We start from the raw sequence: 25,139 nt of genomic DNA, 5'->3' as shown, positions 1-25,139 counted from the left end.
TTCATGCAAGCAGTGCGTAACTGGGCTGCCCGTTGTGCGCCGTGGGTCGGCGCGGTGGGCCTGTTCGGCGCTGTACAGCTGGCCCATGCCGGCGATTATGACGGCTCGCCGAAGGTGGCCGAGTTCGTTGGCGAGATGAGCCGCGACTACGGTTTTGCCCCTGAACAGCTGATGGGCGTGTTCCGTGAGGTTCAGCGCAAGCAGTCGATCCTCGATGCCATTTCGCGGCCGGCCGAACGGGTAAAACCGTGGAAGGACTACCGGCCGATGTTCATTACCGATGCGCGCATTGCCCGTGGTGTGGACTTCTGGCGCCAGCATGAGGCAGTACTGGCACGTGCCGAGCGGGAATACGGCGTGCCGGCGCAATACATTGTCGCGATCATCGGCGTGGAAACCTTCTTCGGCCGCAATACCGGCAACTACCGCGTGATCGACGCCTTGTCGACATTGGGCTTCGACTACCCGCCGCGGGCCGAATTCTTCCGCAAGGAGCTGCGTGAGTACCTGCTGTTGGCGCGTGACGAGCAGCTCGACCCGCTGACGCTCAAGGGTTCCTACGCGGGCGCCATGGGCCTGCCGCAGTTCATGCCTAGCAGCTTCCGCAACTACGCGGTGGACTTTGATGGCGACGGCCACATCAATATCTGGAACAACCCGGACGATGCCATCGGCAGCGTGGCCAGCTACTTCAAGCGCCACGGCTGGGTCGCCGGCGAGGGCGTGGTCAGCCGCGCCTGGGTCCAGGGCGAGCGCGCCGAACAGGGCCTGACCACCGGTATCGAACCGGTCAAGACGGTCGGGGAGTTGCGTAGCCTGGGTTGGTCGGTTCATGATTCGCTGCGCGATGATCTGCCGGTTACCGCTTTCCGTCTCGAGGGTGACAATGGCCCCGAATACTGGATGGGCCTGAAGAACTTCTACGCGATCACGCGTTACAACCGCAGCGTGATGTATGCCATGGCGGTGCATCAGCTCGCGGAACAGCTGGTTCAAGTACGGGGCGTCAAGTAATGCGCGCAATCATCTCTGCCAATTCCTTCAAGCTGCTCACCTGCCTCGCCGTCGGCGTGGTGCTGGCCAGTTGCTCTTCCAGCCGCCCGACCCAGCAGCAAAGCAGTGGCAACGCGGTGCGCAGCCAACCGGGCCTGGACATCAACCGGGCGCACAAGGACGGCGCACCGTGGTGGGACGTGGATGTGAACAAGATCCCCGACGCCACGCCGACCGTGCACACCGGCAACTACAAGGCCAACCCGTACACGGTGCTGGGCAAGACCTACTACCCGATGCAGGACTCGCGCAATTACCGCGCCGAGGGCACGGCGTCATGGTACGGCACCAAGTTCCACGGGCAGAACACCGCCAACGGCGAGCTGTACGACCTGTACGGCATGAGCGCTGCGCACAAGACCCTGCCGCTGCCGGCCTACGTCAAGGTGACCAACCTGGCCAACGGCCGTAGCGTGGTGCTGCGGGTCAACGACCGTGGCCCGTTCTATTCCGACCGCATCATCGACCTGTCCTATGCCGCGGCGAAAAAGCTCGGTTATGCCGAAATCGGTACCGCGCATGTGCGTGTCGAGGGCATCGACCCGCAGCAATGGTGGGCCCAGCGCGGGCAAACCCCGCCGATGGTGCTGAAAGAGCCGCAAGTGGCGCAGACCCAGGCGATCCCGGCCACGACCGGGCGCGTCGAGCAATGGACCCCGCCGCCACAGCAGCACGCAGCGCCAGTGGTGCCGGTGCAGGTGGGGGGTAACAACGTGCCTGGCGGCAACGGTGGCAGCTTCCTGCAGGTGGGCGCTTTCGCCAACCCGGACGCCGCTGAACTGCTGCGCTCCAAGCTCAGCACCATGGTCAGCGCGCCGGTGTTCATCAGCTCGATCGTGCGTAACCAGCAGACCCTGCACCGCGTGCGCCTGGGGCCGATCGGCAGCCAGGGCGAGATCCAGCAGGCACAAGACAGCATCCGCCTGGCGAACTTGGGGCAGGCCAAGCTGGTCACAGCTGACTGACAGTGGCAGTGCAGCCTTGATGTGCTGTGCGTAGGAGCGGCCTTGTGTCGCGATCGGGCCGCGAAGCGGCCCCGGGATATCTGCATGAATGCAACAATTGCCGGGGCTGCTTTGCAGCCCGATCGCGACACAAGGCCGCTCCTACAGTGACTGCGTTCCCATGCAACGCCACCGTTAAACTGTCGGTTTTGTCATGAATTGCCGGGCACGGCCATGTACAATGTCGGCTTTTGCCCGCAGCGACATAAAGCCGCACTTTGATTTACAAATGCCGGCGGGCCAGGCCTACGGCCATAAAACTAGACTGACTGGCGCTGGGCACATGATCTTGCCCAGGGAACATCAGACCATTAGCGATTTTCGAGAGACGGATGAACATCACCAACCTTGCCAAACGACTTTGCCTGCCCGTACTGCTGTTGATCACGCCTGCCGCCTTCGCGGCTGAGCAGATGACACCGGCACCACCGCAACTGGCAGCCAAGTCCTACGTACTCATGGACGCGTCCAGCGGCAACGTGCTGGTCGAGAACAACGGTGACGAGCGCCTGCCGCCAGCCAGCCTGACCAAGCTGATGACCGCCTACATCGCCACCCTGGACATCCGCCGTGGCCAGATCGGCGAAAACGACCCGGTGACCGTCAGCGAAAACGCCTGGCGTACCGGCGGTTCGCGCATGTTCATCAAGGTGGGCAGCCAGGTCACGGTCAGCGACCTGCTGCACGGCATCATCATCCAGTCCGGCAACGACGCCTCGGTCGCCCTGGCCGAGCACATCGCCGGCAGCGAAGACGCTTTCGCCGACATGATGAACAAGACGGCTGCCGACCTGGGCATGAGCAACAGCCACTTCATGAACCCGACCGGCCTGCCGAACCCGGAGCACTACTCGTCTGCCCACGACATGGCGACCCTGGCCCGTGCGATCATCAACGTCGACCCGGCCCACTACGCCATCTACTCGCAGAAAGAGTTCTTCTGGAACAACATCAAGCAGCCTAACCGCAACCTGCTGCTGTGGCGTGACAAGACTGTCGATGGTCTGAAAACCGGCCACACCGACGAAGCCGGCTACTGCATGGTGGCTTCGGCCGTTCGCGATGGCCAGCGCCTGATCGCCGTGGTGTTCGGTACCAACAGCGAGCAATCGCGTGCCGCCGAGACCCAGAAGCTGCTGACGTATGGCTTCCGCTTCTTCGAAACCCAGACTTTCTACCAGAAGGGTACCGAGCTGACCCAGGCTCCGGTATGGAAGGGCGCCTCCAGCATCGTCAAGGCCGGCCTGGCCGACGACCTGACCATGACTATGCCTAAAGGCCAATTGAAGCGCCTTCAGGCTTCGATGACCATGAACCCGCAAATTACTGCGCCTATCGCCAAAGGTGACGTGATCGGTAAAGTGGAAGTCAAACTGGACGAGAAAGTGGTTCACAGCGCCGACCTGATCGCCCTTGATGGCGTCGAGGAAGGTGGTTTCTTCCGCCGTATGTGGGATAGCATCCGTCTATTCTTCTATGGCTTGTTCAACTGATACGTGACCTGCAAGCCCCCGCGTATCACGCGGGGGCATTGTTGTTGCCACGGCTTACGAGGCCGTTTCCGCCATGAGCGAACCAGACGTAAAGTCGCACAAGATCGAATTCCCTTGCGCCGATTACCCGATCAAGGTCATCGGTGACACCGTTGTCGGCTTCAAGGACACGGTCATCGAGATTCTCAGCAAGCACGCCAAGGTCGACCTTTCCACGCTGGCCGAACGCCAGAGCAAGGAAGGCAAGTACACCACCGTGCAATTGCACATCGTTGCGGAAAGCGAGAACCAGCTGCACGATATCAACAGTGCCCTGCGCGCTACCGGCATCGTGAAAATGGTGCTCTGATGTCCGCCTGCCTCGGTTTTCGCGAACTTGGCCTGCAGCCCTATGAACCGGTGCTGGAGGCCATGCGTCGCTTCACCGAGCAGCGCAGCCCGGACAGCCAGGATGAAGTCTGGCTGGTCGAGCACCCCGCAGTCTTCACCCAGGGCCAGGCCGGCAAGGCCGAGCACCTGCTGGTGCCGGGCGACATCCCGGTGGTGCAGACCGACCGCGGTGGCCAGGTGACCTACCATGGCCCCGGGCAGCTGGTGGCCTACCTGCTGCTGGATGTACGCCGGCTGGGTTTTGGCGTGCGTGAGCTGGTCAGCCGTATCGAGCAGACCCTGGTTGATCTGCTTGCCAGTTATGACGTCCAGGCTGCGGCCAAGCCCGATGCGCCGGGCGTCTATGTCGACGGAGCGAAAATCGCCTCCCTCGGCCTGCGAATTCGCAATGGCCGTTCGTTCCACGGCCTTGCCCTGAACGTGGACATGGACCTTGCGCCATTCCGCCGAATCAACCCCTGCGGTTATGCGGGGCTGGCGATGACCCAGCTGCGTGACCTGGCAGGCCCGATCGAACTCGACGAGGTCAGGACAAGGCTGCGCGGACAGCTGGTCAAGCACCTCGACTACGCAGAGCAGACGACCCTCACGGGCGGAATCGACTGAATATGACAACTGTGCAAGAAGCCGTGCCGAACCTGATAACCACCCAGGATGTCACCCCGCGCCCAGCGCCGAAGAAGGTGGAAGCTGGGGTAAAACTGCGGGGCGCCGACAAGGTCGCGCGCATCCCGGTAAAGATCATCCCTACCGATGAGCTGCCGAAAAAGCCCGACTGGATTCGCGTGCGTATCCCGGTATCGCCCGAGGTAGACCGCATCAAGCAACTGCTGCGCAAGCACAAGCTGCACAGCGTGTGTGAAGAGGCCTCCTGCCCGAACCTGGGCGAGTGCTTCTCCGGTGGTACCGCCACCTTCATGATCATGGGTGACATCTGCACCCGTCGCTGCCCGTTCTGCGATGTTGGCCACGGCCGGCCGAAGCCGCTGGACCTGGACGAGCCGAAAAACCTGGCAGTCGCCATTGCCGACCTGCGCCTGAAGTACGTGGTTATCACCTCGGTGGACCGCGACGACCTGCGTGACGGTGGTGCCCAGCACTTTGCCGACTGCATCCGGGAAATCCGCGCGCTGTCGCCGGGCGTACAGCTGGAAACCCTGGTGCCGGACTACCGCGGCCGTATGGACGTGGCGCTGGAAATCACCGCGCAAGAGCCGCCGGATGTGTTCAACCACAACCTCGAAACCGTACCGCGCCTGTACAAGGCTGCGCGCCCGGGTTCGGACTACGACTGGTCGCTGGACCTGCTGCAGAAGTTCAAGCAGCTGGTACCGCATGTACCGACCAAGTCGGGCCTGATGCTCGGCTTGGGCGAGACCGACGAAGAAGTGATCGAAGTGATGCACCGCATGCGCGAGCATGACATCGACATGCTCACCCTCGGCCAGTACCTGCAGCCGTCGCGTAGCCACCTGCCGGTACAGCGCTTCGTCCACCCGGACACCTTCGCCTGGTTCGCCGAGGAAGGCTACAAGATGGGCTTCAAGAACGTTGCTTCTGGCCCGCTGGTGCGTTCTTCGTACCACGCCGACCAACAGGCGCACGAAGCCAAGATCAAGCTCTGAGCCTGGGCTGAAACACAAATGCCGATGCTTGCCGAAAAGGTAACGTCGGCATTTTTTTTTGCCGGCGACAAGCCATAAGCTACACGCGACAAGATGTCTGGAGCTGCATGATGAATTGTGTCGATACCCTTCCCGTACATTTGCACAGGGCGATTCCGCAGGGCGCCTGCTTCGCCATCATTGCGCCGGCGGGCTCGGCGCGGCTGGATACGCACAAGGTCAGCCAGTGGTTCGCTGATCGCGGCTACCGTTGCCGCATTTACCCAGGTGCCCTGCAGGCTCAGGGTTACCTGGCAGGCCCGGACCCGCAGCGGCTGCAGGACCTGCACGATGCCTTTGCCGACCCGGCGATCGACGCCATCCTGTGCATGCGCGGCGGTTACGGCAGCATGCGCCTGCTCGACCAGCTGAATTTCGAGCTGATCCGGCGCAACCCCAAGCCACTGATCGGCTACAGCGACATAACCGCGCTGCACACAGCGCTGTACCGCCATTGCGGGATGCTTACCTTCCATGGCGGGATGCTCAATGCCGACCTGCTGGGGGGCAAGCTGGCGCCGACCGAGTCGTCACTGCTGGCGCAACTAGGCGGGCATGTGCGTGCAGGTGAGCAGATCGTGCACCCGGCAGAGTTCGCGTTGGACAGTGTGTTGCCGGGTGAGGCCCGCGGGCCGTTGCTGGGGGGCAACCTGTCGATGCTGGGCGCGACCATGGGCACGCTTGCCGAACTGGATACCCAGGGCTGCATCTTGTTCATCGAGGACGTCAACGAGCCGCTGTACCGGGTGGACCGGTTGCTGACCCAGATGCGCCTGGCGGGCAAACTGGCGGGGATCAAGGGCGTGCTGGTGGGGGATTTTGCCGGGATTACCACGGCGGCGTTGGCGCCGTTACTGGTGGAGACCTTCGGGCCGCTGGGCGTGCCGGTGCTGGCCGGGTGGCGCAGTGGGCATTGTGACCCGAATGTGTGCTTGCCGCTGGGGGCCAGGGTCAGGCTGGACTGTGGTCGGCAGAGCCTGGTGTTGGAGCAGGACCTGTTTCAGGCTTGAGACTTTTGGGGCTGCGTTGCAGCCCATCGCCGGCAAGCCAGCTCCCACAGGTCCTGTGCTGTCTGTCAGGCCTGTCCATCCCTGTGGGAGCTGGCTTGCCGGCGATGGGGCGCAAAGCGGCCCCTAAAATCTCACTGGCTACGCAAGCTCTCAAGCAACTTATGGGTCGGATACCCATCCGCCGGCCACCCCAGCCCTTGCTGGGCATTGCGAATGGCCTTGCGGGTATTGGCACCGATAATGCCATCTGCATTGCCCGCCTCATGCCCACGGCTGTTCAGCAGGTTCTGCAATTCCATGCGTTCGCTGCGGCTGAGCGGCAGGTCTTCCTTAGGCCAGCTGCCGGCAATGAAGCCCCAGCCACTGAAGCGATCGCCCAGCAGGCTGACCGCCAACGCATAGGACGACGAGTTGTTGTACTTGAGGATGGCGCGGAAGTTGTCCAGTACCAGGAACGCCGGCCCACGTGCGCCCGCGGGCAGTAGCAGGGCGGCAGACAGCTGGTTGCTACCTGCCGGCAATTGCGTGCCTGCCGGCAACTTCACGCCCATTGCCAGCCATTCGCTGACCGGCTTGCGCAGCGCGCCATCGGCCTGCCAGAAGTCGAAATCAGCAGGTACCTGCACTTCGAAGCCCCATGGCTGGCCACGCTTCCAGCCCGAGCTCTGCAGGTAGTGCGCAGTAGAGGCCAGGGCGTCCGGGGTGCTGTTCCAGATGTCGCGGCGGCCATCGCCGTCAAAGTCCACGGCATGGGTGTTATAGGTGGTCGGGATAAACTGGGTCTGGCCCATGGCCCCGGCCCACGAGCCGCGCATGGCTTCAGGCTGGATGTCGCCATGCTGGATGATCTGCAGGGCGGCGATCAACTGGTCCTGGGCGAACTGCGGACGGCGACCTTCGTAGGCCAGGGTCGCCAGCGAGCGGATAACCGACTTGCTGCCCTGGAACTGGCCGAAGTTGCTCTCCATGCCCCATACCGCGACCAATACCTGGCGGTCGACGCCATAGCGTTGCTCGAGGCGGGTCAGCAGGTCGGCGTTCTGCTCCAGCAGCCTCTTGCCGTTGCGCACACGCAGTGGCGACAGGGCGCCTTCGAGGTATTCCCATACTGGGCGGGTGAACTCTGGTTGGCTGCGGTCGGCCTTGATCACGTCCAGGTCGGGGGTAACACCGAGGAAGGCGCGGTCGAAGGTGCTTGGCGAAATACCGGCTTGCAGTGCCTGCTGGCGGAAGCCTGCCTGCCATTGGGCGAAGGTTTGCAGAGGCTGGACTTCAGTGCTGACGTCTGGCGTTGCACCGGGCACGGTTACCACGGGCGCGGGTTGCGCGGGGGCCAGCGGCAGCGCGTCGGCGGCGGTGGGTTTTTCCGCGCAGGCAACGAGCAGGATGAAGCTGGAGGCCGCGATCAGCTGGCGGGTTTCCCAGCGGGGAAGAAGACGGAAGAGCATGCACAGATCCAGAATTGCAGGTCAGGTGACGACCATACCATGCCTGCGCTTGCGATGCTTTCATGCCGCCAAAAAGTAGGAAGCCTCCCAATCTCTCGATTGGAAGGCTTCGCGGCGGTAGCTGCCTTTGCCTTTTTCCGGTTGTTCCTGGCGGCAGCGGAACAGCGGTTGGGCGATGATTGATTTGGCCTTGTTGGGGCCGTGCTTTTTCGGCTTTTTGCTCATGGCGGGGTTCCCGTGGTGGGTGGGTTTCGGGGTGCAATGTAGGGCCCTGGCTGTGTGAGGGCCAATTGATTGTGTATATGGTTGAGATCCTGGGGCTGCTCTGCAGCCCATCGCGACACAAGGCCGCTCCTACAGGGAATACGCGATCTCCTGTAGGAGCGGCCTTGCCGGGGCGCCGGACCGGTCGGATGGGGCGCGAAGCGGCCCCAAGTTATTCAGGGGGGAGTGCCAGGCGCTGGCCAGCCATCAGCAGCGACAAGCGCGCCAGGCCGGTCCAGGGCGAGCCTTCGGCCTGGCCCTTGATCTGCGCATCGATGCGCTGGGCATCCTGCAGCAGCTGCGCCCAGCGCTGCGCCGATAGGCGCTGCAAAGCCTTGCTGACCAGCGGCCGGCGTTTGTCCCAGATGGGCGGGCGGGCCTGGCTGAACGCCTTGTCCAGCGGCACGCCCTGGCTGAACTGCTGGGCCAGCCCGGCCAGTTGACGCAACTCGCGGGCCAGGGCCCAGAGAACCACCGGTGGCTCCACGCCTTCACCGCGCAAGCCTTCGAGCATGCGCAGGGCATGGGCGGCTTCGCCGTTGAGAATGGCATCGACCAGGCCGAAGACATCGAAACGGGCACTGTCGGCGACAGCCGACTGCACGGTTTCTACGGTGATCTGGCTGCCTTCGGCCAGCAGTTTGAGCTTTTCGATCTCCTGCGCGGCGGCCAGCAGGTTGCCTTCGACGCGCGCGGCAATCAGGTCGACGGCGTCACGCTGTGCCGACAGGCCGGCTTGCTGCAGGCGCTGGTTGATCCACTGCGGCAGCTGGTGCACATCCACCGGCCAGATCTGGATGAACTGGCAATGAGCGCCTTCGATCAAGGCCTTGCCCCACTTGGTCTTCTGCGCGCTGGCGTCGAGTTTGGGCAGGCTGATAAGCAGCAAGGTGTCTTCAGCGGGGTTGGCGCAGTATTCCATCAAGGCAGCGGCGCCCTTGTCACCGGGCTTGCCCGAGGGCAGGCGCAGCTCCAGCAGGCGGCGCTGGGCGAACAGCGACAGGCTGGCGCCCGCCTGGAGCAGGGTGCCCCAGTCGAAGTTGGCGTCGGCACTGAATACCTGACGTTCGTCGAAACTTTGCTGGCGCGCGGCATGGCGGATGGCGTCGGCGGCTTCCTGGCACAGCAGCGGGTCATCGCCGCTGACCACGTAGACCGGGGCCAAGGCGCCTTGCAGGTGCTTGTTGAGTTGGGCGGGGGCGAGCTTCATGGCGAGCAGGTGGGGCACCCGAAGGTGCCCCGCACGGGCTTAGTTGCCCGGGATTTCCAGTGGCGATTGCTGCGGCGTTTCTGCCTGCTGGCGGCGGGCAGCCTCCAGTGCGGCAGCTTCAGCCTGGGCGCGCTGGTCGGCTTTGTGCTGCAGTTCGTCCAGTTGGGCCGGGCTCAGCTGCTGCAGGCGCACGACCATAGAGTTGACCAGGTCGCGACGCATTTCCTGGCGGGAGCGGGCGGCTTCCTGCTCGGAACCGGTGATGTTCGAGGCATCACGCACGTAGACCTTGCGTACTTCCAGCTTGTCGCTGAGCAGTTCCAGGTTGTTCAGGCCCTGAATGCTGTAGTTGAGTTCGGTGGTCAGTTCGTATTCGGCGGTGCGGTTGCCGCTGTTGTAGCTGGCCGAACGCTCGCGCTGCTGTTCGTTGGTCAGCACTAGGCGGTAGGGCGCGCCGGTATGCACGTTAACGCCGCTGTTCTTGAGCACCTGGCGCAACTCGGTCACGGTAGGCCCGTAGGCATCCCGCGCGCTAACGTCCATTTCCTTGATGCTCAACTCGTTGGTGCCAGTGCCGCGCAGCTGGAAACCGCAGGCGCTGAGCATGACCGCCAGGCCGATTACCAGCAAATTGCGTTTGATCATGTTGTTGCTCCCTTGTGGGCCTGTTCCGCCCGCCCGCAGTGGCTGCGGGCGGGCGTTGCCATCAGTTGGCGACGATGTTGACCAGCTTGCCAGGTACCACGATGACCTTGCGGATGGCCAGGCCATCGATGAAGCGCAGGACGTTCTCGTTGCTGCGCGCGGCAGCTTCGATTTCTTCGCGGCTGGCGGCGGCCGGCATTTCGACCTGACCACGCAGCTTGCCGTTGACCTGCACCACCAGGGTAACGGTGTCCTGGACCAGGGCGGCTTCGTCTACGGCTGGCCAGCCGGCATCGATCACGGCCTGCTGGTGGCCCAGTTGCTGCCACAGCTCGTGGGAGATGTGCGGGGTGATCGGCGCCAGCAACAGGGTCACGGCTTCCAGGCCTTCCTGCAGCAGGGCACGGTCCTGTTCGGTGGCTTGCGGGGCCTTTTCCAGCACGTTCATCACGGTCATCACCTGGGCGATGGCGGTGTTGAACTTGTGGTACTGGCCGACGTCGGTGCTGGCCTGCTTGATGGCCGCGTGGATGGCGCGGCGGATGACCTTTTGCGCGTCGTCCAGGGTGGCGATGTCCAGCTTGCCTGCCGGGCCTTGGGCCACGTGGGCCTGGGCCAGGCGCCAGACACGGCGCAGGAAGCGGCTGGCACCTTCGACGCCGGAGTCGGACCATTCCAGGCTCGCATCAGGTGGCGAGGCGAACATCATGAACAGGCGGCAGGTGTCGGCGCCGTACTGATCGATCATTGATTGCGGGTCGACGCCGTTGTTCTTCGACTTCGACATCTTCTCGGTGCCGCCGATTTCCACCGGCAGGCCGTCGGTCTTCAGGCGAGCGCCAGTGATCTTGGCCTTGGCATCGCGCTCGATTTCGACATCGGCCGGGTTGAACCAGTCCTTGCCGCCGTTGCTGGCCACACGGTAGTAGGTTTCGGCGACTACCATGCCCTGGGTCAGCAGGTTCTTGAACGGCTCGTTCGAGGTGACCAAGCCTTCGTCACGCATCAGCTTGTGGAAGAAGCGCGCGTACAGCAGGTGCAGGATGGCGTGTTCGATACCCCCGATGTACTGGTCGACCGGCAGCCAGTGGTTGGCCGCTTTCGGGTCGACCATGCCACCTTCGTAGTTAGGCGAGGCGTAGCGGGCGAAGTACCAGGACGACTCGACGAAGGTGTCCATGGTGTCGGTTTCGCGCTTCGCTGCAGTGCCGCATTTCGGGCAGCTGCATTCGTAGAACTCTGGCATGCGCGCCAGCGGCGAACCGGCGCCGTCCGGCACTACGTTCTCCGGCAGGGTGACCGGCAGCTGGTCTTCCGGCACTGGCACGTCACCGCAGGAAGGGCAGTGAATGATCGGGATCGGGCAGCCCCAGTAGCGCTGGCGGCTGATACCCCAGTCGCGCAGGCGGAACTGGGTACGCGATTTGCCCAGCTCCTTGCGGATCAGGGCAGCTTCGATGGCGTCGAAGGCGCCGGCGAAGTCCAGGCCGTCGAACTCGGCGGAGTTGATCAGCTGGCCGTGTTCGCCATAGGCGTCCTGCCACTCGTTGCCGACTTCATCGCCAGCGCTGGTGCGCACCACGGCCTTGACCGGCAGGTTGTACTTGTGGGCGAACTCGAAGTCGCGCTCGTCGTGGGCGGGTACGGCCATTACCGCGCCATCGCCGTAATGCATCAGCACGTAGTTGGCGACCCACACCGGCAGCTTCTCACCGGTCAGCGGGTGCTCGACCAGCAGGGAAGTGGCCATGCCCTTCTTCTCCTGGGTGGCCATGTCGGCTTCGGCGACGCTGCCGCCCTTGCACTCGTCGATGAACGCCTGCAGCGCCGGGTTGCCCTGGGCGGCCTGGGTGGCCAGCGGGTGTTCGGCGGCGACGGCGACGTAGGTGGCGCCCATCAGCGTGTCGGGACGGGTGGTGAAGACCTTGAGCGCGCCTTCGTGGCCGATGCTGGCCTGGTCGTACGGGAACTGCACTTCCATGCCGCGCGACTTGCCGATCCAGTTGCGCTGCATGGTCTTGACCTGCTCAGGCCAGCCCGGCAGCTCGTCGAGGCTTTCCAGCAGCTCGTCGGCGTAGTCGGTGATGCGGAAGTAGTACATCGGGATTTCGCGCTTTTCGATCAGCGCGCCGGAACGCCAGCCACGGCCGTCGATGACCTGCTCGTTGGCCAGCACGGTCTGGTCGGCCGGGTCCCAGTTCACGGTCCCGTTCTTGCGGTAGATGATGCCTTTCTCGAACAGGCGGGTGAACAGCCACTGCTCCCAACGGTAGTAGTCGGGCTTGCAGGTGGTGACTTCACGTGCCCAGTCGATGGCCAGGCCCAGGCTCTTGAGCTGGGTCTTCATGTAGTCGATGTTTTCGTACGTCCACTTGGCCGGGGCGACGTTGTTCTTCATCGCCGCGTTTTCCGCAGGCATGCCGAAAGCGTCCCAGCCCATTGGCTGCAGGACGTTCTTGCCCAGCATGCGCTGGTAGCGGGCAATCACGTCGCCGATGGTGTAGTTGCGCACGTGGCCCATGTGTAGCTTGCCGCTCGGGTACGGGAACATCGATAGGCAATAGTAGGTGTCTTTGCCTGGCTGTTCGGTAACAGCGAACGATTGTTGCTCGTCCCAGAAGTTCTGGGCGGCGGCTTCGATATCACGGGGCGTGTATTGTTCGTGCATGGCTACTTTTGGCTGAGAGAGAAGAGACCTTGTTCCAGGCAGCGGAACCTCGCTGCGTCCGGCACTCCGGTGTCGTTTAGAGTGAACGCCGTAGCATACAGCAGCGCTGCGCATCGTGGGAAACCTTCGTTGCGAATGGCCGCTGGTCGCGGCACACGGCTGCTTTTTGCAACGACGCTAAGCTCAGGTGTGGGGGGAGATATTCTTATCTTCAATGAGGTGAACGGATGGGAGAGACGCAGCTACCCGCAATCAGACCGGAGCTTTACGAGCGCCTGATCGACCGGCTTGGCCTGGCACTGGAAACCGCCAGGACTTCGGTGCGATTGCGCGACGAGATGCCAGCCGAGCTGGAATTGCGTGGTCTGAGCCACGCAGAGTTCGAAGTGATCAAGGCTTACCTGGATTCACTCCCGGAGCGCCAAAACGCTGCAGTCGGCAGTTACCCACAAGCGGAGCCGACGTCGGCCAAGATCATCTGGCTCAAGGACAAGAAACGCCCCGCCAATACGGCGAGATCCAGGACGCTGCCACATCGCTAGCCGTTCAGGACGCCAGGCGCAGGCCAAGCGCGCCGGTTCTTCAATATCATCACAGCTCACGTTTGGCGCCGGTCGCACCCTTGTTGACCGGCGCCGATCCTTCTAGGCTGCACCTCTGCCAAGGAGCTGTGGCCAATGCCGATCCGATTTTTCATCAAACAATGGTTGATGCCGCCGGGCATCCTGTTCCTGCTGCTGCTTGCCGCGTGGTGGTTGCGTGCGCGGCGGCCGCGGCTGGCAGCGCTGTGCTTTGTCGTGGGGCTGGGTGGCCTGTGGCTGATGAGCCTGCCGCTGGTGGTGCAGGAAACCGCCCGGGTGCTGGAGACCGAGCCGCCGCTGGCGGTGAGCGACTGGGCGGGGCTGGCCAGCCGGGCAGATGCCATCGTGGTGCTGGGTGCGGGGCGCGAGCGGGGTGACCCGGCCTGGGGCGGCACTGACCAGCCAACGGCCACGGCGCTGGAGCGTATGCGCTTTGCCGCGCAACTGGCCAAGGCGTCGGGCTTGCCGGTACTGACCAGTGGCGGGCTGCACTACGGCACGCCGCCGAGCGAGGCGCAGTTGATGGCGGATCGCTTGCATGAAGATTTCGCGGTGGCGGTGAAGTGGCGCGAAGAGGCCAGCCGCACGACCTGGGAGAACGCCCAGCTGTCGGCCAAGGTGCTGCAACCGTTGGGTATTCGTCGGGTGGTGGTGGTGACCCAGGCCTGGCACATGCAGCGCTCGCGCTGGAGCTTTGAACAGGCAGGGTTCGAGGTGGTACCGGCGCCGGTGGGGTTCCTTGGGCGCGAGCATGCACGGCCGTTCGGCGGGTTGCTGCCGGAGAGCCGGGCGATGTGGCAGAGCGGGCAGTTGGTTAATGAAGTGGTGGGGTTGGTGGGGTATCGGGTGTTTTATTGAATTCAGGTTTACGCGGTTCCTTGTAGGAGCGGCCTTGTGTCGCGATGGGCTGCGCAGCAGCCCCCGGATCTCAGCTCTATCTCAAGATTGCCGGGGCTGCTTTGCAGCCCATCGCGACGCAAGGCCGCTCCTACAGGGACCGTGTGACGCCAGCTAGACGGTCTTGGCAATGCGCCCGGCCAGCAACGCCCAGCCCAGCAGCAGCACGCAGGCAATCGCCAGCGGCCACGAACGCCATTGCAGGTATGGCGTCAGCTGCTGCATCGGCACCACCTCGCCATACAACACTGCCTGCTGGAACTGCGGAATCTGCGTGGTAATGCGGCCAAACGGGTCGATCAGCGCGGTCACGCCGTTGTTGGTGGCGCGGATCATCCAGCGGCCGGCTTCCAGTGCACGCATCTGCGCCATCTGCAGGTGCTGCAGCGGGCCGATCGACGTGCCGAACCAGGTGTCGTTGCTGATGGTCAGCAGCAGGTCGCTACGTGCCGCCAGGCTGGCAGCAAACTCCGGATAGACCACTTCGTAGCAGATGTACGGCGCAATCTGGTAACCCTTGGCCTGCAGCAGCGGCTGGTCTTCCGGCCCGCGGGCGAAGTCCGACATCGGCAGGTTGAAGAACTCGATGGCGCCGCGCAGCATGTCCTGCAGCGGCACGTACTCGCCAAACGGCACCAGCTTCTGCTTGAGGTAGGTGCCATCGCCTTCGCCGGTAACGGTAACGCCGTTGTAGTAGCGGCGCTGATGGTGCACTTCTTCACGTACCGGTACGCCCGTGATCAGCGCCGAGTGCCGCTCGGCAGCGAAGCGGCCCATCACGTCGATGTAGCCCTGGGCCTGGTCCTTGAGTATCGGCACTGCTGTTTCCGGCCAGACCAGCAGGTCCACGGGTTTGGCGGTGAAGCTCAGGTCACGGTACAGCGCCAGTTGCGCGTCGATGTGCGCCGGGTCCCATTTCAGTTCCTGCTCCACGTTGCCCTGAATTGCTGCCACTTTCAGCGGGTCGCCGGCCGGCTTGGTCCAGGCGTGGCCCTTGAGCGCCAGGCCCAGTGCCCACGGCGCCAGCAGCAATACCGCGGCAATGGCCAGGAACGACGGGCGCGCGCGCAGGCGGTGCAGGTTGCACAGCAGGGCGGCGGTCAGGGCCAGGGTGAAGGAAACCAGCCATACACCGCCCAGCGGCGCCAGGCCGGCCAAGGGGCCGTCCAGTTGGCTGTAGCCCGCGTAGAGCCAGGGGAAGCCGGTCAGGAACCAGCCGCGGAAGGCCTCTTGCAGCAGCCACAGCGCAGCGAAGCACAGGGCGTCGGCCAGTGGCGCTTCGTTGCGCCTTAGCCAGCGTGCCCATAGCCAGGTGGGCAGGGCGAAGAACCAGGCCAGGGCGGCGAAAAACGCCAGCAGCAGCAGGATTGCCAGCAACGGCGAGGCGCCGCCGTAGGTGTTCATGCTGACGTAGATCCACCAGGTGCCGGCGCCGTACAGGCCGAAACCGAACCACCAGCCCCGCCACATGGCCTGGCGCGGGCTGAGCTCGCGCAGGCCAAGGTAGAGCACGGCGATCGACAACAGCGCCAACGGCCAGATGTCGAACGGCGCCAGGGCCAGGAGGGTGGAGGCACCGGCCGCCAGGGCCAGCAGGTTACCGGGCCAGCCGGGGCGGGTGATCCAACGCATGTTTGTCCTTAACGGCTGATCGGGGTCAGGCGCAGCAAGTGTATCCGCCGGCTGTCGGCGTTGAGAATACGGAACTTGTAAGACCCGATCTCGGTGGTTTCGTTGCGCTTGGGCAAGTGGCCGAATGCACTCATCACCAGGCCGCCGACCGTGTCGAACTCGTCATCGGAAAACTCGCTGTCGAAGAACTCGTTGAAGTTCTCGATCGGGGTGAGCGCCTTGACCAGGAAGTCACCGCTGGGCAGCGGCTTGATGTAGCTGTCTTCCTCGACGTCGTGCTCGTCCTCGATATCGCCGACGATCTGCTCCAGCACGTCCTCGATGGTCACCAGGCCCGCCACACCGCCGTATTCGTCGATAACGATGGCCATGTGGTTATGGTTGGCGCGGAACTCGCGCAGCAGCACGTTCAGGCGCTTGGACTCGGGCACGAAGGTGGCCGGGCGCAGCAGGTCCTTGATGTTGAAGCTGTCGCCGTTCTCCTTGAGGATCAGCGGCAGCAGGTCTTTGGCGAGCAGAATGCCGAGCACATCGTCGTGGCTTTCGCCGATCACCGGGTAACGCGAGTGCGCGGCGTCGATCACCGCCGGCAGGAATTCGCGCGGCGACTGGCTGGCCTTGATGCTGATCATTTGCGAGCGTGGGACCATGATGTCGCGCACCTGCAGGTCGGCGACCTGGATGGCACCTTCGACAATGGTCAGCGCTTCGCTGTCCAGCAGCTTGTTCTGATGGGCTTCGCGCAGCAGCTCAAGCAGCTCCTGGCGGTTTTTCGGCTCATGGGCAAAAGCCTGGGTCAGTTTACCCAGCCAAGACTTTTGCCCGTTGCTCGATCGATCTTCGCTCATGGCGGTTCTCGTGATCCTTCGTGTATCAGTGTGTGAGAGTGTCGGTTTCATCGTCGGCGTACGGGTCAGGGTGACCCAGTTCTGCCAGCAATTCTCGTTCCAGGCCTTCCATTTCCTCGGCTTCCTCATCCTCGATGTGGTCGTAACCGAGCAAGTGCAGGCAGCCGTGGATGACCAGGTGCGCCCAGTGTGCTTCCAGCAACTTGCCTTGTTCGGCAGCCTCGCGCTCGACCACGGCTACGCAGATGACCAGGTCGCCCAGCAGCGGGATATCGAGCAGGTCATCGGGCACGTCGGCCGGGAACGACAGCACGTTGGTCGCGTAGTCCTTGTGCCGGTAGGTGTGGTTCAGCTCGCGGCCTTCGGCTTCGTCGACCAGGCGAATGGTCATTTCCGAGTCGGCGCTGCGCTGGCGCAAGGCCAGTTCGCACCAGCGGCGGAAGGCGTCGTCACCCGGGGCGGCAGCATCCGTGGCCCGTTGGATATCAAGTTCAAGCATCTTTGCCGGGCGCCTCGGGCTTGGCCTGGCGGCCTTCGAAGCGGTCATAGGCTTCGACGATACGCTGCACCAGTGGGTGACGAACCACATCTTTGGGTTGGAAGTGGGTAAAACTGATACCCGGAACGTCCTTCAGCACCTCGATGACGTGCGCCAGGCCCGACTTGGTGCCACGCGGCAGGTCGACCTGGGTAATGTCACCGGTAATCACGGCGGTGGAGCCGAAACCGATGCGGGTGAGGAACATCTTCATCTGTTCCAGCGTGGTGTTCTGGCTTTCGTCGAGGATGATGAAGCTGTTGTTCAGGGTGCGGCCACGCATGTAGGCCAGCGGGGCAATTTCGATCACCTGGCGCTCGATCAGCTTGGCGACGTGTTCGAAGCCGAGCATTTCGTACAGGGCGTCGTACAGCGGGCGCAGGTACGGGTCGATTTTCTGCGCCAGGTCACCGGGCAGGAAGCCGAGCTTTTCGCCCGCCTCGACCGCAGGGCGCACCAGCAGGATGCGGCGCACCTGTTCGCGCTCCAGCGCGTCCACCGCGCAGGCCACGGCCAGGTAGGTCTTGCCGGTACCGGCCGGGCCAATGCCGAAGTTGATGTCGTTGGCCAGGATTTCCTTGACGTAGCGCTGCTGGTTAAGCCCGCGCGGGCGGATGTTGCCCTTGCGCGTACGCAGCGAAACGCTGACCTCGTTGACGGCCGGGTTGTCGATGTTCTCGACCGCCGACTCCTGCAGGTACAGGTGCACGGTTTCCGGCGACAGGTCGGTGGCCTTGGTCTCGCGGTAGAGACGGCGCAGCAGCTGTTCGGCAGCGGAGGTGGTCTTGGGTTCGCCGATCAGTTCGAACTGATTGCCACGGTTGCGGATTTCGATGGCCAGGCGCTGTTCGATCAGGCGCAGGTGCTCGTCGAACTGGCCGCACAAGTTGGCGAAACGGTGGGCCTCGAAAGGTTCGAGGATGAAACGATGGGGTTGTATGGGTGCGTTCAAGGTCGTTTTTAGCCGCTCGACGGCAATGGAGTTGATCTCAAGAATAACCCTTGAATGGCAGTGGCGAAAGCACTGAAACGTTCAACGGTATGTATGGCCTGTTGTGGCCATCGCCGGCAAGCCAGCTCCCACAGGTACTGCACAGGCCTGGGGGTGGCGCGTTACCTGTGGGAGCTGGCTTGCCGGCGATGGGGCCGGGCCAGGCAACACAGTTCAGCAAGCCTGTCTGCTATGATGCGCCCCTTTTCTTACGCATGTGTTATCCCGCCGAACATGAGCAAACGCGAACCCGCCATCTATAAAGTGATCTTCCTCAACCAGGGGCAGGTCTTCGAGATGTACGCCAAGCAGATCTACCAGAGCGACCTGTGGGGCTTCCTGGAAATCGAGGAGTTCGTGTTCGGCGAGCGCTCGCAACTGGTGGTGGACCCGAGCGAGGAGAAGCTCAAGAGCCAGTTCGAGGGGGTGATACGCAGTTTCGTGCCGATGCACTCGATCGTGCGCATCGATGAGGTGGAGCGGCTGGGCACGGCAAAAATCAGCGAAGCCAAGGGCGGCGGCAATGTGATGCCGTTCCCGATGCCAATGCCGGAAAAGTAACCCTCAGGGAAGTGGCGAGAAGGGCGTGCGCCCTTCGGCGTTCTGCAGTTCCAGCAGGTACTTGCGGAAGATCTGGCCGAGCACCTGGGTGGCATGCTCCAGCTCGTCGCGGGGCATTTGCTCGGTGACTTCATCGGCCATGTCCAGCGCATCTTCGGCGCCGTTGACCGCGGCCATTTTCAGCAGGATATAGGCCTGCACGTTATTGGCCTTGACCCCTTCGCCATGGAAGAACATGGCGCCCAGGCGGTACTGGGCATCGGCGTGGCCTTGCAACGAGGCCTTCTGGAACCAGTCCAGCGCCTTGTTCAGGTTTTTTGGCGTTTGCGTGTAGTAATACTCACCCAGCTCGTATTGCGCCTGGGCATCCCCGGTCGCCGCAGTTTGCTCACAGGCTTTCAGCGCGTTCTGCAGGTCTTCTGGCTGAACATTGAGCGTGCAGCGCCCCGTTGCCGGAATCAGCAACGAGTTACCGCCCTCCGCCAGGGCCAGCAGGGGCTGAAGAAGCAACAGGCAGCCCAGGGTCAGGGCGCGGCCGGTGCGGTTCATGGGGATCGACTTACCTCTGCAAAGCTGCGGCCAATGTCTCTGGTGGCACATTATGGGATAAGCAGCGCCAACCTTACAAAGTTTTACTCGAATTTCTGCTTGGTTGGGGAAGTCAGCTGATTGTGCATGAATAATTGTTGCCTGTGCCGGCCCTTGTGGGAGCGGCCTTGTGCCGCGAATGGGCCGCAAAGCGGCCCCAAAGATTTATGTATTTGCATAAGACCCGGGACTGCTACGCAGCCCTTTCGCGGCGCAAGGCCGCTCCCACAACGGCGCGGTGCAGCCCTTACTTCAGGGCAGCAAAAGCCTTCTCAGCCGCATCCAGGGTGATCTGCAGCTCCTTGTCGCCATGGGCAATGGAGGTGAAGCCTGCCTCGAACGCGCTCGGCGCCAGGTACACGCCACCGTCGAGCATCAGGTGGAAGAAGCGCTTGAAGCGCTCGGCATCGCTGGCCATCACGTCTTCGAAGGTGACGATGTCGTCGGCACCGCTGAAGTACAGGCCGAACATGGCACCGGCCTGGGTGGTGACGAACGGCACGCCTGCAGCATCGGCGCGCTGCTGCAGGCCGTCGAGCATGCGGCTGGTGTAGTCGGTCAGCTCGGCGTGGAAGCCCGGGCGGCTGATCAGCTTCAGGGTGGTCAGGCCAGCGGCCATGGCCAACGGGTTGCCCGACAGCGTGCCCGCCTGGTAGACCGGGCCGAGCGGGGCGATGCAGCCCATGATTTCACGCTTGCCGCCGAAGCAGCCGACCGGCATGCCTCCGCCGACGATCTTGCCGAAGGTGGACAGGTCCGGCTTGATGCCGTAGTGGCCCTGGGCGCCACCGAGGGATACGCGGAAGCCGGTCATCACTTCGTCGAAGATCAGCACCACGCCGTGTTTGTCGCACTGCTCGCGCAGGCCTTCAAGGAAGCCTGGCGCTGGCGGCACGCAGTTCATGTTGCCGGCCACCGGTTCGACGATGATGCAGGCCACGGTCTGGCCAACTTCGGCCAGGGTTTTCTCGACCGCGGCAATGTCGTTGAACGGCAGGGTCAGGGTGTGCTTGGCGAAGTCGGCCGGCACGCCCGCCGAGCTTGGCACGCCCTGGGTCAGCAGGCCGGAACCGGCTTTTACCAGCAGGCTGTCGGAGTGGCCGTGGTAGCAGCCTTCGAACTTGATGATGGCATCCCGGCCGGTGTAGCCACGGGCCAGGCGGATGGCGCTCATGGTGGCTTCGGTGCCCGAGCTGACCATGCGCACCATTTCCATGGACGGCACGATCGAGCAGACCAGGTCGGCCATTTCGGTTTCCATGGCAGTAGGTGCGCCGTAGGACAGGCCGTGCTCCAGCTGCTTGCGCACCGAGTCGAGCACGTCCGGGTGGCCGTGGCCGAGGATCATCGGGCCCCAAGAGCCGACGTAGTCGACGTAGCGCTTGTCGTCCTCGTCAACGACGTAGGCGCCTTCGGCATGCTTGAAGAACAGCGGCGTGCCGCCCACGCTCTTGAAAGCGCGGACGGGCGAGTTGACGCCACCGGGGATGTGCTTCTGGGCTTGGGCGAACAGGGCTTCGGAACGGGACATGGGGGTTCTCTCGAATCAGGATGCGAACAAGGCGTTGAAGGCGCGGGCGCGGCGGGTGACTTCCTGCGCGCTGTCGGCACCGAACAGGCCGTGGATCACCGCCAGCAGGTCGGCGCCATGGGCGACCAGCGGGGCGGCGTTGTCGAGGGTAATGCCGCCGATCACCGCGATCGGCAGTTTGACCTGGGCGCGGGCCTGCTCCAGCAGGTCGGTGTTGGCCGCGGGCGCGCCTGGCTTGGTAACGGAGTTGAAGAAGCGGCCAAAGGCTACATAGCTGGCGCCTTGGTCGGCAGCTTGGGCAGCCAGCTCGAGGCTGGCGTGGCAGGTAGAACCGATGATCGCCTGGCGGCCGAGCAGGGCGCGGGCCGGGGTCAGCGGGCCGTCGGTCTGGCCCAGGTGCACACCAACCCCCAGGCGCGCGGCCAGTTCGGCATCGTCGTTGATCAGCAACTGGGTGCCGTAACGCTCGCAGAGCTTGAGCAGCCCTTCGGCTTCACGCAGCCGGCGCGCCGCGTCGTTGCTTTTGTCGCGGTACTGCAACAGGCATACACCGCCTTCCAGCGCCGCTTCGACATGGGACAGGAAACGGCCGGCGAGCAGCTGGCTGTCGGTGATGGCGTACAGACCGCGTAGCTTCATTGAAAGCCTCGTATCAGGAACAGAAATCCAACGGCAGACGGCGTGGGACGTATTGGCCTTTGCCCAGTTGCTCGGCGTCCCGCAGGGTGCGCCAGGTGTAGTCCAAGGCGCTGCGCACGGCGCTTTCCAGCTGCTCGCCCAGGGCCAGGCGGCCGGCCAGGGCGCTGGCCAGGGTGCAGCCCGAGCCGTGGTAGCTGCCCGGCAGGCGCTGGCAGGTCCAGGTGTGGAGCTTGCCGTCCTGGGTGTACAGGCGGTTGTGAATTTCGTCTTCGTCGCCGTGACCGCCGGTAATCAGCAAGTGTCTACAGAACGGCAGCAGTTTCTCGGCACACTGGTCGGCAGTGCCTTCGGGCAGTTCGGCGAGGATGCGCGCTTCGGGCAGGTTCGGCGTGGCGATGGTCGCCAGCGGCAGCAGGCGTTCGCGCAGCGCGTAGCCCACTTCGTCCTTGCCCAGGCGGCCGCCGCCACCGGCACGCAGTACCGGGTCGCAGACCAGCGGCAGGTGCGGGTGGGCGGCGAGCAGTTCGGCGACGGTGTCGACCATGTCGATCGAGCCGAGCATGCCCAGCTTGACGGCGGCCACCGTGGAGTCGGCCAGCACGGCGTTGGCCTGGGCCAGTACCCACTCGCGGTTGAGCACGCGGAAGTCGGAAACGTTGACGGTATCCTGCACGGTCAGGGCGGTCACTGCAGGTGCAGCGTGACACCCTTGGGCGATCAGGGCTTCGATATCTGCCTGCAGGCCGGCGCCGCCACTTGGGTCGTGGCCGGAGAGACAGAGGACAACGGGGCGGGAGCTGTAGGTATTCATGGTCGGCGAGCTTACCACCAAACCTGTTTGGGCGGATCGTCCGACAAACCAGATTTACTGATCGTTCGGTCAGATTTGTTTTTTATTTTCTTCTGAAAGCATTGAGTTAGAGCCTTTTCATTGTGATTTCTTATGGCCGATTGCCAGGTTGTGAAGCTATGCTAGAGTGCTCGGATAACTCGACAAACGGGTTCTGCCGGATTACGTCGTCTCAAACGGATGGGAGGCAACCGCGACGCGACCGGACAGGCCATGCTGGGGCTGTATGCGCTATTTGCTGATTGTGCTTCTGGGTTTGTTGCCCGTGCTGGCCGGAGCGGTCGATTTCGACGACGCGACCGGGCATGTTCCGTTGGGCAAGGCCATGCAGGTTTATGAAGACCTCGATGGCAGCACCAGCATTGCCCAGGTCAGCGCCCCGGGGTTCGCCAAACGCTTTCGCCCCCATCATGAAGACGTGCTGAACGCCGGTTATTCCACCTCGGTGTTCTGGCTCAAGGTCGAGTTGCGCCCTGTAGCCCCGCCCGGCGCTGCCCCCCGGCAATGGCTGCTGGAACTGGCCTATCCGCCGCTGGACCACCTTGAGCTGTACCTGCCCGACCGCAGCGGCGTATATCGCCTGGCCCAACGCACCGGCGATGCCTTGCCCTATGGCAGCCGGCAGATCCGCCAGAACAACTACTTGTTCGAACTGCAGCTGCCGCCTGGCCAGGTGACCACCGTCTACCTTCGCCTGCACAGCCAGGGCTCGGTGCAGGCGCCGCTGGCGCTCTGGTCCCCCCAGGCCTACATGGAAGACCAGCCCACGCGCCTGTATGTGCTGGGGATGATCTACGGTGTGCTGCTGGTGATGCTGGTGTACAACCTGTTCATCTACCTCAGCGTGCGCGATGTCAGCTACCTTTACTACATCCTCTATATCGCGTCGTTCGGCTTTTATCAGGTGTCGGTGAACGGTGCCGGTGTAGCCTATTTCTGGCCGGACAGTCCATGGTGGGCGAATGCCTCGACACCGCTGTTCATTGGCGCTGCCGGGCTGTTCGGTTGCCAGTTTGCCCGGCACTTCCTGCAACTGGGCAGCATCAGCCGCCGCTTCGACCGGTTGCTGCAATGGCTGATGCTGGGCGGCGCCGTGGTGATGGTGCTGGCGGTGAGCGTGCCTTACGGCATTGCCTTGCGCATGGCCACGTTGCTGGCGCTGCTGTTTACCGTGAGCATCTTCAGCGCCGGGCTGTATGCCTGGTGGCGCGGCCTGCGCGTAGCGCGCTGGTTCATCATTGCCTGGACGGCGTTTTTGCTCGGTGGCCTGGTCAACACCCTGATGGTGCTGGGTTACCTGCCCAATGTGTTTATCACCATGTATGCCAGCCAGCTGGGTTCAGCGCTGGAAGTGGCGTTGCTGTCGCTGGCGCTGGCCGACCGCATCAACAGCCTGCGCGAGCAGCAGGCGCAGACCTTGCGTGAGACCGGGCGCACGCTGGAACAGTTGAACCTGCAACTGGCCAGGAGCAACCGGCTGAAGGATGAGTTCCTGGCGAGTGTGACCCATGAGCTGCGCACGCCGATGAATGGGGTGATTGGCTCGCTGGAGCTGATGCACACACTGCCGATGGAAGGTGAGATGGCCCAGTACCATCGTACAGCGGTGGGCTCGGCGCAGGGCATGATGGACATGGTTGATGCGATTCTGACCCTGTCCGAGTTGCAAGCGGGCCGTTTGCGCGCACAGCCTGCGCCGTTCAGCTTGCGCACGCTGTTACAGAGCTTGCGTGCCGGGTATGCCGGGCAGGCTTTGGGCAAAGGCCTGTACCTGAGCCTGGATATCCCGGCCGACTTGCCGGACGGGCTGTTGGGTGACGGGCAGAAGCTGGCGCGCTGCCTGGGCTGTCTGGTGGACAACGGGCTGAAGTTCACCCATCAGGGCGGGGTGATGATCCAGGTGCGCGGGCGCCGGGTGGGGCCGGATGACCTGGCGTTGACCTTTACCGTGAGTGACAGCGGGATCGGTTTTGATGACCTGGAACAATCGACCTTGTACCAGCGGTTCTTCCAGGTAGATGGCTCGATGACCCGGCGCTATGGCGGGTTGGGGATCGGGTTGTCGATTTGCCGGCAGATGGGGGAATTGCTTGGGGCGCGGTTGGCGCATGAGTCGACGCGCGGGTTGGGGAGCCGGTTTGAGTTAAGTTTGAATATGGCGGTTTCGCAGGTGCAGATGCCGGTTGGTATTCCGCAGACGCGACGTTCGGTTTGAGGGTGTGGAGTTGGGGTTGGGCTGGAGGGTGTTCGCCGAGACATTTTCAGCGCCTATGAGATCGAGCGCCGCCCGCGCGGCGCTTCGCGGGGCAAGCCCGCTCCCACATTTGTTTCGGGCCAGTCCTGCCTGTGCCATTGGCGCGCGCCCCCTTGTGTGTCCTCCTCGATATTGATGGTTGCGCCTCTGCTTTTCTGCAATTCCCAGCCATGTACCCGAGGAACGAGTGCGGAGGAAGCAGGAGTAACTGGCCCGAAACAGATGTGGGAGCGGGCTTGTCCCGCGATGCGCCGCGCGGGCGGCGCTCGATCTCACAGGCGCTGAGAGGGTGTCAGAAATTTTGTGTTCGGGCATAACATGAGTAAGAGGTGCATGTATGCCAACCAAAAAGAAAACCTTGCGTGACCTGCCCAAAATTC

General features: G+C 63.4%; 24 protein-coding genes. 11 read left to right on the top strand and 13 right to left on the bottom strand.

Features of this window, described 5'->3' with window-relative positions:
- Nucleotides 1-3: 3 nt before the first annotated feature.
- From mltB to ACI2KG_RS21280, 7 genes are all read left to right on the top strand, one after another.
- Nucleotides 4-1,014, top strand: a complete 1,011-nt coding sequence (mltB, locus tag ACI2KG_RS21310) for a lytic murein transglycosylase B (protein ID WP_404663184.1) — start codon at nucleotides 4-6, stop codon at nucleotides 1,012-1,014.
- Complete coding sequence (locus tag ACI2KG_RS21305) at nucleotides 1,014-2,018, top strand: septal ring lytic transglycosylase RlpA family protein (protein WP_404663183.1); 1,005 nt, start codon at nucleotides 1,014-1,016, stop codon at nucleotides 2,016-2,018. The genes mltB and ACI2KG_RS21305 overlap by 1 nt, the downstream gene beginning before the upstream one ends.
- 371 nt (nucleotides 2,019-2,389) lie before the next feature.
- Complete coding sequence (locus ACI2KG_RS21300; RefSeq protein ID WP_404663182.1) at nucleotides 2,390-3,550, top strand: D-alanyl-D-alanine carboxypeptidase family protein; 1,161 nt, start codon at nucleotides 2,390-2,392, stop codon at nucleotides 3,548-3,550.
- 73 nt (nucleotides 3,551-3,623) lie between these two features.
- Entirely contained in the window at nucleotides 3,624-3,899 is a 276-nt protein-coding gene (locus ACI2KG_RS21295) for a DUF493 domain-containing protein (protein WP_009685832.1), read from the top strand.
- Nucleotides 3,899-4,546 (top strand): lipoyl(octanoyl) transferase LipB, encoded by a 648-nt coding sequence (gene lipB, locus ACI2KG_RS21290; RefSeq protein ID WP_404663181.1) that lies wholly within the window; start codon nucleotides 3,899-3,901, stop codon nucleotides 4,544-4,546. The genes ACI2KG_RS21295 and lipB overlap by 1 nt, the downstream gene beginning before the upstream one ends.
- 2 nt (nucleotides 4,547-4,548) lie before the next feature.
- Nucleotides 4,549-5,565 (top strand): lipoyl synthase, encoded by a 1,017-nt coding sequence (gene lipA / locus ACI2KG_RS21285; protein WP_400618224.1) that lies wholly within the window; start codon nucleotides 4,549-4,551, stop codon nucleotides 5,563-5,565.
- A gap of 110 nt (nucleotides 5,566-5,675) precedes the next feature.
- On the top strand, nucleotides 5,676-6,614 hold the full coding sequence (locus ACI2KG_RS21280; RefSeq protein WP_404663180.1) for an LD-carboxypeptidase: 939 nt from the start codon (nucleotides 5,676-5,678) through the stop codon (nucleotides 6,612-6,614).
- A gap of 131 nt (nucleotides 6,615-6,745) precedes the next feature.
- Here the strand turns inward: ACI2KG_RS21280 and ACI2KG_RS21275 are convergent, their stop codons facing one another.
- From ACI2KG_RS21275 to leuS, 5 genes are all read right to left on the bottom strand, one after another.
- A complete protein-coding gene (locus ACI2KG_RS21275; RefSeq protein WP_404663179.1) occupies nucleotides 6,746-8,062 on the bottom strand; it encodes a lytic murein transglycosylase in 1,317 nt (438 codons plus the stop codon).
- Between the two features lie 60 nt (nucleotides 8,063-8,122).
- On the bottom strand, nucleotides 8,123-8,287 hold the full coding sequence (gene arfA, locus ACI2KG_RS21270) for an alternative ribosome rescue factor ArfA (RefSeq protein WP_009685838.1): 165 nt from the start codon (nucleotides 8,285-8,287) through the stop codon (nucleotides 8,123-8,125).
- Nucleotides 8,288-8,498: 211 nt separating this feature from the next.
- The gene (gene holA, locus ACI2KG_RS21265) at nucleotides 8,499-9,536 is read right to left on the bottom strand and encodes a DNA polymerase III subunit delta (RefSeq protein WP_404663178.1); all 1,038 of its coding nucleotides are present in this window, start codon (nucleotides 9,534-9,536) and stop codon (nucleotides 8,499-8,501) included.
- 39 nt (nucleotides 9,537-9,575) lie between these two features.
- Nucleotides 9,576-10,181 (bottom strand): LPS assembly lipoprotein LptE, encoded by a 606-nt coding sequence (gene lptE, locus ACI2KG_RS21260; protein ID WP_404663177.1) that lies wholly within the window; start codon nucleotides 10,179-10,181, stop codon nucleotides 9,576-9,578.
- Between the two features lie 61 nt (nucleotides 10,182-10,242).
- Nucleotides 10,243-12,849 carry a leucine--tRNA ligase gene (gene leuS, locus ACI2KG_RS21255; RefSeq protein ID WP_404663176.1) on the bottom strand — a complete coding sequence of 869 codons (2,607 nt, stop codon included), beginning with the start codon at nucleotides 12,847-12,849 and terminating at the stop codon, nucleotides 10,243-10,245.
- A gap of 227 nt (nucleotides 12,850-13,076) precedes the next feature.
- Between leuS and ACI2KG_RS21250 the strand changes: the two genes are divergently transcribed.
- Nucleotides 13,077-13,391 (top strand): hypothetical protein, encoded by a 315-nt coding sequence (locus ACI2KG_RS21250; RefSeq protein ID WP_404663175.1) that lies wholly within the window; start codon nucleotides 13,077-13,079, stop codon nucleotides 13,389-13,391.
- 135 nt (nucleotides 13,392-13,526) lie between these two features.
- Nucleotides 13,527-14,288, top strand: a complete 762-nt coding sequence (locus tag ACI2KG_RS21245) for a YdcF family protein (protein WP_404663174.1) — start codon at nucleotides 13,527-13,529, stop codon at nucleotides 14,286-14,288.
- Nucleotides 14,289-14,441: 153 nt separating this feature from the next.
- Here ACI2KG_RS21245 and lnt read toward each other — a convergent pair whose 3' ends face one another.
- The 4 genes from lnt to ACI2KG_RS21225 are packed head-to-tail and all read right to left on the bottom strand — an operon-like array spanning nucleotide 14,442 to nucleotide 18,297.
- The gene (lnt, locus tag ACI2KG_RS21240; protein WP_404663173.1) at nucleotides 14,442-15,959 is read right to left on the bottom strand and encodes an apolipoprotein N-acyltransferase; all 1,518 of its coding nucleotides are present in this window, start codon (nucleotides 15,957-15,959) and stop codon (nucleotides 14,442-14,444) included.
- 8 nt (nucleotides 15,960-15,967) lie between these two features.
- A complete protein-coding gene (locus ACI2KG_RS21235; protein ID WP_201203614.1) occupies nucleotides 15,968-16,807 on the bottom strand; it encodes an HlyC/CorC family transporter in 840 nt (279 codons plus the stop codon).
- A gap of 25 nt (nucleotides 16,808-16,832) precedes the next feature.
- Nucleotides 16,833-17,306, bottom strand: coding sequence for an rRNA maturation RNase YbeY (gene ybeY, locus ACI2KG_RS21230; RefSeq protein ID WP_404663172.1), 474 nt, complete (start codon nucleotides 17,304-17,306; stop codon nucleotides 16,833-16,835).
- Nucleotides 17,299-18,297 carry a PhoH family protein gene (locus ACI2KG_RS21225; protein WP_404663171.1) on the bottom strand — a complete coding sequence of 333 codons (999 nt, stop codon included), beginning with the start codon at nucleotides 18,295-18,297 and terminating at the stop codon, nucleotides 17,299-17,301. Before ACI2KG_RS21225 ends, ybeY begins: the two co-directional genes overlap by 8 nt.
- Nucleotides 18,298-18,570: 273 nt before the next feature.
- Here ACI2KG_RS21225 and ACI2KG_RS21220 point away from each other — a divergent pair, with 273 nt between their 5' ends.
- Nucleotides 18,571-18,897, top strand: coding sequence for a DUF1820 family protein (locus ACI2KG_RS21220; RefSeq protein ID WP_016489346.1), 327 nt, complete (start codon nucleotides 18,571-18,573; stop codon nucleotides 18,895-18,897).
- Nucleotides 18,898-18,900: 3 nt separating this feature from the next.
- On the opposite strand, the gene ACI2KG_RS21215 is transcribed toward ACI2KG_RS21220, so the two are convergent.
- The 4 genes from ACI2KG_RS21215 to ACI2KG_RS21200 all read right to left on the bottom strand — a co-directional run bounded on the left by ACI2KG_RS21215 (nucleotide 18,901) and on the right by ACI2KG_RS21200 (nucleotide 22,466).
- On the bottom strand, nucleotides 18,901-19,446 hold the full coding sequence (locus ACI2KG_RS21215) for a tetratricopeptide repeat protein (protein WP_404663170.1): 546 nt from the start codon (nucleotides 19,444-19,446) through the stop codon (nucleotides 18,901-18,903).
- Between the two features lie 286 nt (nucleotides 19,447-19,732).
- Entirely contained in the window at nucleotides 19,733-21,016 is a 1,284-nt protein-coding gene (hemL, locus tag ACI2KG_RS21210; RefSeq protein WP_003249773.1) for a glutamate-1-semialdehyde 2,1-aminomutase, read from the bottom strand.
- Nucleotides 21,017-21,031: 15 nt separating this feature from the next.
- Nucleotides 21,032-21,655, bottom strand: a complete 624-nt coding sequence (thiE, locus tag ACI2KG_RS21205) for a thiamine phosphate synthase (protein WP_404663169.1) — start codon at nucleotides 21,653-21,655, stop codon at nucleotides 21,032-21,034.
- A gap of 13 nt (nucleotides 21,656-21,668) precedes the next feature.
- Entirely contained in the window at nucleotides 21,669-22,466 is a 798-nt protein-coding gene (locus ACI2KG_RS21200) for a hydroxymethylpyrimidine/phosphomethylpyrimidine kinase (protein WP_404663168.1), read from the bottom strand.
- 265 nt (nucleotides 22,467-22,731) lie between these two features.
- On the opposite strand from ACI2KG_RS21200, the gene ACI2KG_RS21195 reads away from it, so the two are divergent.
- Nucleotides 22,732-24,720 (top strand): sensor histidine kinase, encoded by a 1,989-nt coding sequence (locus tag ACI2KG_RS21195; protein ID WP_404663167.1) that lies wholly within the window; start codon nucleotides 22,732-22,734, stop codon nucleotides 24,718-24,720.
- Nucleotides 24,721-25,139 lie beyond the last annotated feature (419 nt).

The sequence above is a fragment of the Pseudomonas sp. NPDC089407 genome, from assembly GCF_044900445.1.
In the GTDB taxonomy this organism is placed as follows: Bacteria; Pseudomonadota; Gammaproteobacteria; order Pseudomonadales; family Pseudomonadaceae; genus Aquipseudomonas.
Note: the sequence above shows the minus strand (reverse complement) of the source record. Positions and strands in the feature narration are given on the sequence as shown.

What these genes read in the sequence shown, in the direction of transcription:
- ACI2KG_RS21295 (WP_009685832.1), top strand. Translation starts at nt 3,624, where the DNA reads ATGAGCGAACCAGACGTAAAGTCGCACAAGATCGAATTCCCTTGCGCC.
- lipA (WP_400618224.1), top strand. Translation starts at nt 4,549, where the DNA reads ATGACAACTGTGCAAGAAGCCGTGCCGAACCTGATAACCACCCAGGAT.
- ACI2KG_RS21195 (WP_404663167.1), top strand. Translation starts at nt 22,732, where the DNA reads ATGCGCTATTTGCTGATTGTGCTTCTGGGTTTGTTGCCCGTGCTGGCC.
- ACI2KG_RS21275 (WP_404663179.1), bottom strand. Translation starts at nt 8,062, where the DNA reads ATGCTCTTCCGTCTTCTTCCCCGCTGGGAAACCCGCCAGCTGATCGCG.
- ACI2KG_RS21245 (WP_404663174.1), top strand. Translation starts at nt 13,527, where the DNA reads ATGCCGATCCGATTTTTCATCAAACAATGGTTGATGCCGCCGGGCATC.
- arfA (WP_009685838.1), bottom strand. Translation starts at nt 8,287, where the DNA reads ATGAGCAAAAAGCCGAAAAAGCACGGCCCCAACAAGGCCAAATCAATC.
- hemL (WP_003249773.1), bottom strand. Translation starts at nt 21,016, where the DNA reads ATGTCCCGTTCCGAAGCCCTGTTCGCCCAAGCCCAGAAGCACATCCCC.
- ybeY (WP_404663172.1), bottom strand. Translation starts at nt 17,306, where the DNA reads ATGCTTGAACTTGATATCCAACGGGCCACGGATGCTGCCGCCCCGGGT.
- ACI2KG_RS21250 (WP_404663175.1), top strand. Translation starts at nt 13,077, where the DNA reads ATGGGAGAGACGCAGCTACCCGCAATCAGACCGGAGCTTTACGAGCGC.
- ACI2KG_RS21235 (WP_201203614.1), bottom strand. Translation starts at nt 16,807, where the DNA reads ATGAGCGAAGATCGATCGAGCAACGGGCAAAAGTCTTGGCTGGGTAAA.
- ACI2KG_RS21280 (WP_404663180.1), top strand. Translation starts at nt 5,676, where the DNA reads ATGAATTGTGTCGATACCCTTCCCGTACATTTGCACAGGGCGATTCCG.
- thiE (WP_404663169.1), bottom strand. Translation starts at nt 21,655, where the DNA reads ATGAAGCTACGCGGTCTGTACGCCATCACCGACAGCCAGCTGCTCGCC.
- lptE (WP_404663177.1), bottom strand. Translation starts at nt 10,181, where the DNA reads ATGATCAAACGCAATTTGCTGGTAATCGGCCTGGCGGTCATGCTCAGC.
- mltB (WP_404663184.1), top strand. Translation starts at nt 4, where the DNA reads ATGCAAGCAGTGCGTAACTGGGCTGCCCGTTGTGCGCCGTGGGTCGGC.
- holA (WP_404663178.1), bottom strand. Translation starts at nt 9,536, where the DNA reads ATGAAGCTCGCCCCCGCCCAACTCAACAAGCACCTGCAAGGCGCCTTG.
- ACI2KG_RS21215 (WP_404663170.1), bottom strand. Translation starts at nt 19,446, where the DNA reads ATGAACCGCACCGGCCGCGCCCTGACCCTGGGCTGCCTGTTGCTTCTT.
- lnt (WP_404663173.1), bottom strand. Translation starts at nt 15,959, where the DNA reads ATGCGTTGGATCACCCGCCCCGGCTGGCCCGGTAACCTGCTGGCCCTG.
- leuS (WP_404663176.1), bottom strand. Translation starts at nt 12,849, where the DNA reads ATGCACGAACAATACACGCCCCGTGATATCGAAGCCGCCGCCCAGAAC.
- lipB (WP_404663181.1), top strand. Translation starts at nt 3,899, where the DNA reads ATGTCCGCCTGCCTCGGTTTTCGCGAACTTGGCCTGCAGCCCTATGAA.
- ACI2KG_RS21305 (WP_404663183.1), top strand. Translation starts at nt 1,014, where the DNA reads ATGCGCGCAATCATCTCTGCCAATTCCTTCAAGCTGCTCACCTGCCTC.
- ACI2KG_RS21300 (WP_404663182.1), top strand. Translation starts at nt 2,390, where the DNA reads ATGAACATCACCAACCTTGCCAAACGACTTTGCCTGCCCGTACTGCTG.
- ACI2KG_RS21200 (WP_404663168.1), bottom strand. Translation starts at nt 22,466, where the DNA reads ATGAATACCTACAGCTCCCGCCCCGTTGTCCTCTGTCTCTCCGGCCAC.
- ACI2KG_RS21220 (WP_016489346.1), top strand. Translation starts at nt 18,571, where the DNA reads ATGAGCAAACGCGAACCCGCCATCTATAAAGTGATCTTCCTCAACCAG.